Origin of the sequence: Bradyrhizobium sp. ORS 285 (genome assembly GCF_900176205.1) — a bacterium.
Classification (GTDB): Bacteria; Pseudomonadota; Alphaproteobacteria; order Rhizobiales; family Xanthobacteraceae; genus Bradyrhizobium.
Genome location: NZ_LT859959.1, coordinates 4,010,119 through 4,022,335 on the forward strand (window position 1 = coordinate 4,010,119; position 12,217 = coordinate 4,022,335).

Annotated in this window: 11 protein-coding genes; 3 read left to right on the top strand and 8 right to left on the bottom strand. The window is 65.5% G+C overall.

Features of this window, described 5'->3' with window-relative positions; all coding sequences use genetic code 11:
• The first annotated feature begins 49 nt into the window (after window positions 1-49).
• Together BRAD285_RS18065 and BRAD285_RS18070 are read left to right on the top strand one after the other, a co-directional pair.
• Complete coding sequence (locus BRAD285_RS18065) at window positions 50-1,186, top strand: hypothetical protein (protein WP_006610989.1); 1,137 nt, start codon at window positions 50-52, stop codon at window positions 1,184-1,186.
• A 144-nt stretch (window positions 1,187-1,330) separates the two neighbouring features.
• Window positions 1,331-2,557 carry an ABC transporter substrate-binding protein gene (locus BRAD285_RS18070; protein WP_006610990.1) on the top strand — a complete coding sequence of 409 codons (1,227 nt, stop codon included), beginning with the start codon at window positions 1,331-1,333 and terminating at the stop codon, window positions 2,555-2,557.
• Window positions 2,558-2,664: 107 nt separating this feature from the next.
• On the opposite strand, the gene BRAD285_RS18075 is transcribed toward BRAD285_RS18070, so the two are convergent.
• Both BRAD285_RS18075 and BRAD285_RS18080 read right to left on the bottom strand, forming a co-directional pair.
• A complete protein-coding gene (locus BRAD285_RS18075) occupies window positions 2,665-3,933 on the bottom strand; it encodes a TCR/Tet family MFS transporter (RefSeq protein WP_006610991.1) in 1,269 nt (422 codons plus the stop codon).
• 103 nt (window positions 3,934-4,036) lie between these two features.
• Complete coding sequence (locus BRAD285_RS18080; protein ID WP_244422143.1) at window positions 4,037-5,686, bottom strand: tetratricopeptide repeat protein; 1,650 nt, start codon at window positions 5,684-5,686, stop codon at window positions 4,037-4,039.
• On the opposite strand from BRAD285_RS18080, the gene BRAD285_RS36320 reads away from it, so the two are divergent.
• Window positions 5,648-5,884: a hypothetical protein gene (locus BRAD285_RS36320; RefSeq protein WP_244422145.1), complete on the top strand. Its 237-nt coding sequence runs from the start codon at window positions 5,648-5,650 to the stop codon at window positions 5,882-5,884. The two genes, BRAD285_RS18080 and BRAD285_RS36320, sit on opposite strands and share 39 nt — an antisense overlap.
• A gap of 170 nt (window positions 5,885-6,054) precedes the next feature.
• Here BRAD285_RS36320 and mtnK read toward each other — a convergent pair whose 3' ends face one another.
• The 6 genes from mtnK to nuoN form a co-directional block, all read right to left on the bottom strand.
• Entirely contained in the window at window positions 6,055-7,356 is a 1,302-nt protein-coding gene (gene mtnK / locus BRAD285_RS18085) for an S-methyl-5-thioribose kinase (RefSeq protein WP_006610993.1), read from the bottom strand.
• Window positions 7,357-7,557: 201 nt separating this feature from the next.
• Complete coding sequence (locus BRAD285_RS18090) at window positions 7,558-7,833, bottom strand: DUF1467 family protein (RefSeq protein ID WP_006610994.1); 276 nt, start codon at window positions 7,831-7,833, stop codon at window positions 7,558-7,560.
• Between the two features lie 14 nt (window positions 7,834-7,847).
• Window positions 7,848-8,252, bottom strand: coding sequence for a methylmalonyl-CoA epimerase (gene mce, locus BRAD285_RS18095; protein WP_006610995.1), 405 nt, complete (start codon window positions 8,250-8,252; stop codon window positions 7,848-7,850).
• Window positions 8,253-8,300: 48 nt separating this feature from the next.
• The gene (locus BRAD285_RS18100) at window positions 8,301-9,971 is read right to left on the bottom strand and encodes a ribonuclease J (protein WP_006610996.1); all 1,671 of its coding nucleotides are present in this window, start codon (window positions 9,969-9,971) and stop codon (window positions 8,301-8,303) included.
• Window positions 9,972-10,778, bottom strand: coding sequence for a biotin--[acetyl-CoA-carboxylase] ligase (locus BRAD285_RS18105; RefSeq protein ID WP_006610997.1), 807 nt, complete (start codon window positions 10,776-10,778; stop codon window positions 9,972-9,974).
• On the bottom strand, window positions 10,779-12,206 hold the full coding sequence (gene nuoN, locus BRAD285_RS18110) for an NADH-quinone oxidoreductase subunit NuoN (protein ID WP_006610998.1): 1,428 nt from the start codon (window positions 12,204-12,206) through the stop codon (window positions 10,779-10,781).
• Window positions 12,207-12,217 lie beyond the last annotated feature (11 nt).

Genomic DNA, 12,217 nt, shown 5'->3' on the forward strand with positions numbered 1-12,217 from the left:
GACTGCGTCCAACCAAGCGGATGACCGCAGCAGCGATCGGGAGGATGCCATGACGCGAGCACGACGCGGACGCGCGACGGGTCGCGCCCACCCCCTCCTCTTATTCGCCGCGATCGCCCTCAGCCTCCTGCTGCCGCGCAGCGTCAGCGCCGCCGACATCCCGGCCTTCGCCGTCGAGCCGTCCTGGCCGAAGCAGCTGCCCAACAACTGGATCCTCGGCCAGGTCGGCGGCATCACCGTCGATGCCCAAGGCCACGTCTGGGTCATCCATCGCCCGCGCTCGCTGACCGATGACGAGAAGGGTGCAGCTCTCACTCCGCCGCGTTCGAAATGCTGCATCCCCGCGCCGCCGGTGCTTGAGTTCGACGCCGAGGGCAATCTCTTGCGCGCCTGGGGCGGCCCGGGCCCAGGCTACGAATGGGTCGGCCGCGAGCATGGCATCGAGGTCGACGAGCGCGGCTTCGTCTGGATCGGCGGCAATGCCGATAACGACAATGCGATCCTGAAATTCACCCTCGACGGCAAGTTCGTCGCGCAGATCGGATCGATCGCGCCGAGCAAGGGCTCGAACGACACCACGCAGCTCGGCAAGCCGGCGGAGACGGCGATCGACAAGGAGGCGAACGAGATCTACGTCGCCGACGGCTACGGCAATCGCCGGGTCATCGTGTTCGATGCGACGACGCTCGCCTACAAGCGTCACTGGGGCGCCTACGGCCATGTCCCTGACGATGCCAAGCAGGCGGCCTATGATCCGAAGGCACCGGTCTCACAGCAATTCGGCAATCCCGTGCATTGCGTGAAGATCGCCGATGACGGCCTCGTCTATGTCTGCGACCGCATCAACGACCGCATCCAGGTGTTCAAGAAGGATGGCACGTTCGTGACCGAGTGGTTCTTCGAGAAGAACACGCTCGGCAATGGCGCGGTGTGGGACATCGCGGTCTGGCCCGATCCGAAGCAGACCTACCTGCTGTCCGCCGACGGCGAGAACAATGAGATCCGGATCATCCGACGCGCCGACGGCCAGGTGGTCGGGAGCTTCGGCCACAATGGCCGCAATGCCGGCCAATTCCACTGGGTGCACGCGATGGCCGTCGACAAGCAAGGCAACGTTTATACCGCCGAAGTCGATACGGGGAAGCGCATCCAGAAATTCCGGCTGACCTCGGACGCGCTGCGTTAACGCTCAAGGCAGACGCACAAAGCTTGGGCGCCTGTCCCCCCTTTTGGCGCATTGCCGCAACTGACGAGACCGGCTAATCAGGACGGTAGACGGCAAAGGGCGCTCAAGATGCCCCGCCGCGACACGACACCAGGGAGGACTTTGATGACGACGTCTCATGCGCGGCGGATTGCCGCGCTGCTTGCCGCCACTACGCTCAGCTTTGCCGGCTCCGCCTTCGCCGACGACAAGGTCGTCAAGATCGGCGTGCTCAACGACATGTCGAGCCTCTATGCCGACATCGGCGGTCCGAACTCGGTGGCTGCGATCAACATGGCGGTCGAAGACTCCGGCATGAAAGCCAAGGGCTGGACCATCGAGGTCATCAGCGGCGATCACCAGAACAAGCCCGACATCGGCGTCAATATCGGCCGGCAGTGGATCGACACCCAGAAGGTCGACGTGATCATGGACACGCCGAACTCCGGCGTGGCCCTGGCCGTCTCCAACTTGGTCAAGGAGAAGAACTCGATCCTGATCAATTCCGGCGGCGCCAGCGCCGATCTCACCGGCAAGGCCTGCAATGCCAATACCATCTCCTACACCTACGACACCTACATGCTGGCAAACGGCACCGGCAAGGCGCTGACCAAGGCCGGCGGCGACAGCTGGTTCTTCCTGACCGCGGACTACGCGTTCGGCCACGCGCTGGAGCGCGACACGTCGGCGGTGGTCACCGCCAATGGCGGCAAGGTGCTGGGCTCGGTCAAGCATCCGCTCAACACCGCCGACTTCTCGTCCTTCCTGCTGCAGGCGCAGTCGTCCAAGGCTAAGGTCATCGGCCTTGCGAATGCCGGCGGCGACACCACCAACGCGATCAAGCAGGCCTCCGAGTTCGGCATCGTCCAGGGCGGCCAGAAGCTCGCCGCGCTGCTGTTGTTCGTCAACGACGTGCATGCGCTGGGACTCAAGGTCGCGCAGGGCCTGACCTTCACCGAGTCGTTCTACTGGGATCTCAACGACAAGACCCGCGAATGGTCCAAGCGTTTCCAGAAGGTCTCGCCCAAGGGCACGATGCCGTCGATGACGGTGGCCGGCGTCTATGCCGGCACGCTGCATTACCTGAAGGCGCTGGACGCGATGGGCGGCAATCCGCATGACGGCGCCAAGGTCGTCGCCAAGATGAAGGAGATCCCGACCGACGATCCGCTGTTCGGCAAGGGCCCGCTGCGCGCCGACGGCCGCCGCCTGATCCCGGCCTATCTGTTCGAGGTCAAGAAGCCGGAAGAGTCGAAGTATCCGTGGGACTACTATAAGCTGGTCGCGACCATCTCGGCTGAGGACGCCGCCAAGCCGCTCGAAGCCAGCGAATGCCCGCTGGTGAAGAAGTAAGTTCGCCGATCCTCAAACCCTCATGGTGAGGAGGCGCGCAGCGCCGTCTCGAACCATGAGGCCCCGAGATCGATCAACCCTCATCCGAAACGCATCGCAGGACGCGTTCAGGCTGAGGGTTTTTCTTTGCCCGCACGCAGTGTCCGCACCGCAATTACGAACGCCACGACCAGCAGCGCCGAGGCCAGCAGAAACGGCGCGCCGGGCAGATGCAGCGGCGCATTCGCGCCGATGAAATACGCAAAGGTCAGCGTGAACAGGAAAGGGCCGGCGAGCTGGGCCATGCTCTGCACGCTCGACGTCGCCCCCTGAAGCTGGCCCTGCCGGTCCGGCGGTACCAGCCGCGTCATCAGCGCCTGGATCGCCGCCCCCGACACACCCCACAGCGCCATCGCCGGAATGCCCGTCCAGCTCAACGGCCCGGTCGGCGCCAGGCCGAAGATCAGGAAGCCGAGCGTGCCCGAGCAAAGCCCCAGCATCAGCGCGCCGCGCTCACCGAGCGAGCGCACGATGAAGCCGACCGCGCCGCCCTGCACCACCATCGCGCAGACGCCGACGATCGCGAGCGTCAGGCCGACCGTGCGCGTGTCCCAGCCATAGCGATAGGTCGCGTACAGCACGAAGGTCGACGGCAGCACGACATGAGCGAGCTGGGTGATGAAGTTGACCAGCGACAGCCCCGCAAGCGTGCGGTCCGAGCGCAACAAGCGCAGCGCGCCCAGCGGATTCGCCGACCGCCAGCGGAACGGGCTGCGACGCTCTGATGGCAAGGATTCCGGCAGCACAAGGAGGCCGTAAAGCGCATTGGCGAAGCTCAAGCCCGCGGCCGCCCAGAACGGCAGCCGGGGATCGATGTCGCCGAGCAGACCGCCGGTCGCGGGACCGAGCACGAAGCCGGCGCCGAACGCGGCCCCGATGCGTCCGAAGATCGCGGCGCGCCGCTCCGGCGGCGTCAGGTCGGCGATGTAGGCAAACGCTGTCGAGATGCTGGCCGAGGTGACGCCGGAGATCAGCCGGCCGACGAACAGCCAGGCCAGCGACGGCGCCAGCGCCATCAGCACGTAGTCAGCGGCGAGGCCAAAATTCGACAGCAGGATCACCGGGCGCCGGCCGAACCGGTCCGACAGGCTGCCGAGCACCGGCGAGAATACGAACTGCATCCCAGCCCAGGCGGTACCGAACAGGCCGAAGATGCGCGCGGCGCTCGCGGTGTCATTGCCGACGAAGCTCTCGATCAGCTTCGGCAGGATCGGCATGATCAGGCCGAGCGCGAGCATATCGAGCAGGATGGTGACGAAGATGAACGCGACCGCGCCGCGGCGCGGAGCCTGCGGCGCTACAGCCTCGTCGGATGTCGTGCTGTCGGTTGGAAGCATGGCCTGCCATCGGAGCGGCGCCTACGGCAGCCGCAGACGGGGGCCGACTTATACACCGCCAACCGCGGTCAGCAATCCGGACCACAAGGCCGCATGGTGCAGCTCAGCCGGGCTCTTTCCGAAGGCTGATCGTATCCTGCAGCGCGGCCCGGATCCGGCCGATGACCTCGGCGTAGTCACGGCGCTCGTCCTGCCGGAACAGGCGCATGGTCGGATACCATGGGCTGTCGTCACGGCCGAGCAGCCAGCGATAGTCCGGCACATAGGGCAACAAGATCCAGGTTGGACGCCCGAGCGCGGCCCCGAGATGCGCGACGCTGGTGTCGACCGTGATGACGAGATCGAGGCTGGAAACGAGCGCCGCCGTCTCGACGAAGTTGGTGAGATCAGCCGTCAGGTCGATCACCTCGGTCCGCTCGCGCAGCCCCGGCCGATCCTCGGCGCGCGGGTCCTTCTGCAGGCTGATGAAAGTCGCATCTGCATCGAGCAGGCCGGCGACCGTCCGGAACGGCATCGAGCGCGCGCGGTCCCGCGGGTGCCGGGGATTGCCCGACCAGACAAGCCCGACCCGCAAGCGATCATGCGGCCCCAGGCGCTGGTCCCACGCCGCGACGCGATCCGGCGGCGGCGCCGGAAGATAGGCGGTCTCGGCCGGTATGGTGTCGAGGCGGGTCTGGAACACCAGCGGCAGGCTGGTCAGGGGGCAATGGACGTCATAAGGCGGCACCATCGCGGCCGATTTCGGAATGCACTGCGCGACCCCGGGAAGCCGTGACAGCAGCGGCTGCAATTCGTCCTGAACCAGCAGGATTACCCGCGCCCCGCGTGCCGCCAGCATCGGGACGTAGCGGACGAACTGGATGACATCGCCGAGCCCTTCATCCGGGCAGACCAGGACGGTCTTGCCGTCGATCGGCTCGGCTCCTTGCCAGAGCGGACCCGACAGCTTGGGATAACCGTCGACGAGGACAGGAATTCGCCAGCGCGCCGCCTCTCGCCCCGCCCAGCCGGCTTCGAAATTGCCGGTCAGCAGATGAAGGAGCGCGAGATTCCAGGCGGCACCGGCATCATTGGGGTCATCGGCGACGGCGCGGCGATAACCGGCCAGCGCCTCGTCGTAGCGGCCGAGCTGCTCGAGCGCGATCGCCTTGTTCTTCAGCGCATGCTTGTCGCCGAGCGCGAACGCCATGTCATAAGCGAGCAAGGCGTCGCCGTAGCGGCCGAGCGCCGACAGGCAGTTGCCCATCTGGTTGCAGACATCGGCATTGGTCGGATCGAGCAAACGAAGCGTTTCGAGGTCGCCGAGGGCCTCCGAATAGCGCGCGAGATTCATCTGTGCCGTCGCGCGCAGGCTCAGTGTCCGCGTGTTGCCGGGTTGCAGGCGCATGCACAGATCGAGATGGACGAGCGCATCCTCGAAACGCGCGGCCTGATGCGAGAGGATCGCGGCGTTCTGTGCGGCGTCCAAATTGCCGGGATTGAGCTTGAGCGCTTGCTGGAAGCTGAGAATGGCGTCGTCATTGCGCCCGAGCTGGGCGAGCACCAGACCCAGATTGTGCCACCGCTCCGCGCAGCCGGGCTCGAGTTCGACGGCTTTCTCGAACGCCTTCAGCGCCTCTGCGCCGCGCCCCTGCTGCAGCAGCACCGTGCCGAGCGTGGTGAGATAGAGCGGCTTGGGCTCGCGCCTGAGCGCGTTGGCGAGCCACTCCACGGCATGGTCGAGCTGCTGGCTCTGGAGGCACAACAGCCCCATCAGATGCAGCGTGTCGGCATGACCGGGATCCTGCGCCAGCAGCTGCTGGCAACAGAGCTGCGCATCGAGCATTCGGCCTGCGCGCATGTGCTGGACCGCGATCTCGTGCAGTTGGGCCAGATCGCCGCCCGGTGCCTGGCCGGCCTTGTTTCGATCCTGAGCCTTCTGATCCTTGCGACCAGCCATTGCGCCACCTGACATTGCAGATCGGGCCGAACGGTATTTGATTCCGCTCTGCGCCGAAAGGCAGAGGCCGCCGATCCCTGGGCGGGATCGGAGGACCCCTGTCGCTTATGGCTCGGTCGAGCGCGGCGTCCGGGACGTCAGAGCCGAGGGAGTCGTACTCTCGCTGGACTAACAAGGACCGTTCAAAACTGCGGCTGCCAATGCCGCAGCTCGCGCGCGGCCTTCGTCACCGCGCCGATGGTTGTGAAGGATGCCGTCTCGATCATCAGCGTGCGCGCCAGGCGCAGCGCCCGCGCCTCGCAGGTCGCGCGCCGCCTCGTGTCTTCGACCAGCTCGAAATCGATGTTGTGCGCCAGTCCAAGGATGCGACGGATGATCTTCGCCGCCGTGAAGCCGACGGCGTCCTGGAACAGCCTCGCCATATAGGCCTGCCGTTCCGTTTCCAGCCGCGCGGCGCCAGCCTCGCCGGGAAACAGCGACAGCGGATAAGCATCACCGGTCGCCTGGCTCCGCCACAGCGTCAGGAACTTCTGCGAGAATCCGCTCCACACCTGATCGACGGTGCCGAGCACCCAGCTCTCGAACGCCTCCCGGTCGCCTTGCGACCGCTCGTGCCCGGCGGAGGCGAAATAGGCCATCAGCAGGTTGGCCAGGACGGCGCCGACGTCGAAGCCCATCGGACCATAGAAGGCGAATTCGGGATCGATCACCTTGGTTTCGGTGTCCGTCACCATGATCGATCCCGTGTGCAGATCGCCATGGATCAGCGCCTCGGAGCTCGACACGAATTTGAGCTTCAACCGGGAGATCGCAACGTGCAAATCGAGATCGCCCCGAATGTCCGCCGCGGTCGCGTCGAGCCATGGCGCGGTCCAGCGGTTCTGCTCGGCGATGCGATAGGGATCGGTGAAGATCAGGTCCTCGGTGATCTTGCACAGCGCATGATTGCCGGCAAAGCTTGCGATCGCCTCCTTCTTCGATGCGGCCGACAGCGCGAGATCGGACGAGAAGAACAGGGTCCGCGCCATGAAGGTCGTGATGTGATCGACGAAGCCCGGATAGATCGTGCCGGCAACCAGGCCCTTGCGCATGATGATATGCGGCTCGAGCAGCTCCATGGCCGTCAGCGCCAGCGCCGGATCATGATGCACGATCGCCGGCACCAGTCCGGGCGCGAGGCGGTTCTGATGCGTCAGCGCCAGATGCTCATAATGGGCGCGTGACAGCGGCAACGGCCAGCTCTCGCCGACCAGGCGCACATAAGGCAGCGCCTGCTTCACCGCGAGGCCGCCGGTCGATCCCTTGACGATGAAGACGAGATTGAGATTGCCGTCGCCGACCTCGGTGATCTCCCAACGCTCGGCCGGTCCGCCGAGCTGCGCCGCGACCGCCGGTGTGGCCGCGAGCGTGCGGCGAAGATCCGTTTCATTGAGAATGCGATAGCCCGGCGGCGTCCCCTGCCCGGCTGCGGCCGATGTCGTCACGCGCGACCTCCCTGTCGATCTTGTTGTGACCTCCTATAGCAAAAAAGCCGACGCGCGTCCGCGCATCGGCTTTGTCGAGATGTTGTGCGACGCAAGCGGACTAAAGCGCGATGAGATCAGGATGAATCGTCATCGCGCTTTAGGTTATTGTTTGCGCATGATCTTTTCGGAAAACCGCTGCGCACTTTTCCGGATCATGCTTTAGAACGGCAGGCCCATCAGCTTGGACAGTCGCTCGATGCTGAGATAGCCGGCCTGATAGGCTGCCAGCGCGAGGCCGAAGATCACGGCCGACAGAAATGTGGTCCAGATCAGGCGGCGCCCCATCAGGCTGATCGTCGGTGCGCCGGGATCGGTGCCGGGCGCGGCACCGCCGGTCTCGTGCTGGCTGCGCACACCGAAGGGCAGCGTCACGAACAGGGTGACCCACCACAACACGAAGTAGATCGCGAGCCAGGTTGAGATCGTATAGACCATGATCGTGCCGAGCCTCAGGCCTGCTCGATCTCGACGAGCGCGCCGGAAAAATCCTTCGGATGCAGGAACAGCACCGGCTTGCCATGGGCGCCGATGCGCGGCAGCCCGTCGCCGAGCACGCGGGCGCCCTCCTTGATCAGCGTGTCGCGCGAGGCGATGATGTCGGGCACCTCGTAGCAGACATGGTGGATGCCGCCATCGGCGTTGCGCTCCAGAAACTTCGCGATCGGCGAGGACTCACCGAGCGGCTGGATGAACTCGATCTTGGTGTTGGGCAAGGTCACGAACACGGTGATGACGCCGTGGTCCGGCAGCGACAGCGGCGCGGAGATCTCAGCGCCGAACGCCGCGCCATAGATCTTCGCCGCCTTCTCGGCGTCCTTGACCGCGATGGCGACGTGGTTCAGCCGGCCCAGCATGAGATCCTCCACTCTTCGATTTCAGGCCGTTCAATCGGCCTTGCGTGCTCAGACTTCCAATACGTGGACGAGGCAGATCGGTTTCTTGCCCCACTGCTCGTTGACGGCGGATCGCACGGCACGCCGGACCGATTCCGCGGCGGCATCGGGATCGCGCCGGCGCGCGCGCGGCAGGCCTTCGAAGGTCGAGACGACGGCGTCGAACACGATGTCGTCCATCTGCTCGCCAGCTGTCGTCTTCTCGGGGATGCCGACCATGTCGACTTCGGGATCGTCGACCAGCTCGCCCTTCTCGGTGACGGCCATGGCCACGAAGATGCAGCCGGCGAAGCTCATCTTGCGGCGCTCGACGACGGCGCGTGACTTCGAATCCTCGAGGATGGTGCCGTCCTTGTAGAGGCGTCCCGCCGGCAACTGATCGATGATCCCGGGATCGCCGGGACCGAGCTTGATCAGGTCGCCGTTGCGGCAGGTGATCACCTTGGGCACGCCGCAGGCGCGCGCGAGACGTGCGTGCTCGTGCAGGTGCAACGCCTCGCCGTGGACGGGAATCAAAAGCTGCGGCCGCGTCCAGGCGATCATGTCGCGCAGCTCGTCACGGCGCGGATGGCCCGAGACGTGAACGAGATGATTGCGGTCGGTAATGATCTCGATGCCCTGCTGCACCAGCCCGTTGATGACGGCGCCGACTGCTTTCTCGTTGCCGGGAATGGTGCGCGAGGAGAAGATGACGGTGTCGCCCTTGTTCAGGGTCACTAGCGGATGATCGTCGTTGGCGATGCGCGCCAGCGCCGCGCGCGGCTCGCCCTGGCTGCCGGTGCACAACGCCAGCACCTTGTCCGGCGGGAAGTGGCCGTAGAGATCCATGCCGCGGAAATTCTGCACGCCGTCGAGATAGCCGGTCTCGCGCGCGACCTGGACGACGCGCTCCATGGCGCGGCCGACGATGACGACCTCGCGCTCGGCCTCGCGCGCGGCGTCGGCAACGGCGCGAATGCGCGCGACGTTGGAGGCAAACGTGGTGACGGCGACGCGCCCCTTGGCTTCCTTGACCAGCGCGGTGAGCGTTTTGGCAACCTCGGCCTCGGAGGGCGAACGTCCCTCGCGCACGGCATTGGTGGAGTCGCCGATCAGCGCGAGCAGGCCGGCATCGCCGAGCTCGCGCAGCCGCTTCTCGTCGGTCGGCGCGCCCAGCACCGGGGTCGGATCGATCTTCCAGTCGCCGGTGTGCAGGACGGTGCCGACCTCGGTGTGGATCGCGAGCGCATGCGATTCCGGGATCGAATGTGCGACTGGAATGAACTCGACGTTGAACGGGCCGATATCGACCCGGCCGCCTGATGGGATCACCCTGACCGGGATCTTGGCCGGCAGCCGCTCGGCCTCGCACTTCGCCTCGAACAGCGCGGCGCTGAACTTGGTCGCGTAGATCGGGCATTTCAGCCGCGGCCAGAGATCGATGATGGCGCCGAAATGATCCTCATGCGCGTGCGTCAGCACGAGGCCGACGAGGTTCTTGCCTTCCTTCTCCAGGAAACTCACGTCGGGCATGATCAGGTCGATGCCCGGCAGATGCTCCTCGTCGCCGAAGGAGACGCCGAGATCGATCGCGAGCCAGGAGCGCTGGTGGCGATTGCCGAGGCCGTAGATCGACAGGTTCATGCCGATCTCGCCCACGCCGCCGAGCGGCGCAAATGTCAATTCGTCGGGACGCGCCATCTAGACCGCTCCTTTGGATGCAACCGAGCCGAAATGAACATCACCGGCCGTGATCGGCTCCAATCGTCCCTCCGCGGTCCGCACCAGCATACAACCCTGTTCATCGATCGTGTCGAAAATCCCCTCGATGATAGCATGTCCGGACCTGATGGCGACGGGCTGACCGAGGCCTGCGGCACGCTCCAGCCACAGCTTTCGGATCTCGCCGAAGCCACGCCCAGCGTTCCAGATGCCGAAATATTCGACCCAGCAATCGGACAGAGCGGTGAACAGATCCTCGGCGCTGACCTCGACTCCGAGATCTCGCAGTGAGACCGCCGGTGTCGGGGTATCGGTCGGCGCGGCCACCACGTTGGTTCCGATGCCTGCCACCACTGCCAGGCCGCCGGCCACCTGCTCGGCCTCGAGGAGCATGCCGACGATCTTGCGGCCGCCGGCGAGCACGTCGTTGGGCCATTTCACGGAGAAATCGAGGTTCGAACTGCCACCCGATCGCAGCACGGCCTCCCGGCTCACCTGCCGCAGGGCGCTCGATATCGCCAGGCAGGCGGCAAAGCCGAGCGTGGCCGCAACGGCGGGCGCGACGTTCAGCACTTCGAGGACCGATGACGCGAGATTGCCGCGCGGGGCGATCCAGGGGCGCTGGCGACGACCGCGCCCGGCCGTCTGTTCCGTCGTGACGAACCAGCTCGCCTTGGCGCCCTGGCGCGCAGCGGCCATGGCCTCGATATTGGTCGAGCCGGCCTGATCGAAGACGACGAGCCCGTAGCCGCTGGCCGCGGCACGGGCTCCGAGAGCAAAAATCATCTAGAACAGCGACTTCGCCGCGGCCGCGGCGGCGCTGACCAGCGGGCCGGGATAGGCGAAGAACAGAATGTTGAAGATGCCGGAGATCGCAAGCACGGTGCGCAGCTCGATCCGGACCGGATCGACCGTCGGCAGCGGCTCGTCGAAATACATGGTCTTGACGATCAGCAGGTAGTAGTAGGCGCCGACCACGCTGGTGAGCACGCCGATCACCGACAGCGTGAACAGCCCGCCCTTGATCGCGGCGACGAAGACGTACCACTTGGCGAAGAAGCCCGCGAGCGGCGGCACGCCGGCCAGCGAGAACAAGAGCATCGCGAAGAAGAAGGCGAGCAGCGGATTGGTGCGCGAGAGGCCTGCGAAATCGCTGATCTTCTCGAATGACTGGCCGTTCCGCTTGATCGCCATGATCACCGCGAACGAGCCGAGCGTCATCGCGACGTAGATCGCGATATAGGTCAGCACGCCCTGCGCGCCCTCCACCGTGCCGGCGGCGAGGCCGACCAGCGCGAAGCCCATGTGGCCGATCGACGAATAGGCCATCAGGCGCTTGATGTTGGTCTGGCCGATCGCGGCGAACGAGCCGAGCGCCATCGAGGCGATCGAGACGAACACGATGATCTGCTGCCACTGGAAGGTGATGCCGGGGAACGCGGTCAACGCGACGCGGGCAAACACCGCGATCGCCGCGACCTTCGGCGCGGAGGCGAAGAACGCAGTGACCGGGGTCGGCGCGCCCTCGTAGACATCAGGCGTCCACATGTGGAACGGCACCGCCGAGACCTTGAAGCACATGCCGGCGAACAGGAAGACGAGGCCGAAGATGATGCCGACGCTGCCGGTCTTAGTCGCCGCCGCGATCCCGGCAAAGCTCACCGTGCCGGTGAAGCCATAGACCAGCGAGGCACCGTAGAGCAGCATGCCCGACGACAGCGCGCCGAGCACGAAGTACTTCAGGCCGGCTTCGGTCGACTTAACGTTGTCGCGATGGCTGGCTGCGACAACGTAGAGCGCGAGCGACATCAATTCGAGGCCGAGATAGAGAGCGATGAGGTCGCCGGCCGAGATCAGCACCAGCATGCCCAAGGTCGAGAGCAGCACCAGGATCGCGTATTCGAAGATGCGCCGGTCCGGCTTGGAGAGAAACTCCGCCGACATCGCCAGCGTTCCGATCGAGCCGATGATCGCCAGGATCTTCAGGAAACGCGCGTAGCTGTCGGCGATGAAGCTGCCGCCGAACGCCTGTCCGGCCGGCTGCCTCAGAACGAGGATGCCGACCACGATCAGCAGCACGACCGCCAGGCCGGTGACGATCCCCGTCGTCCCCTGCCCGCGAAACGCACCCAGCATCAACAGCGCCATGGCCCCCAAGGCCAGCAGCAGCTCCGGCAGCACCACCCAAAGCTGAGGCCCAAGATTCTCGATCATCGTCTCTGTCC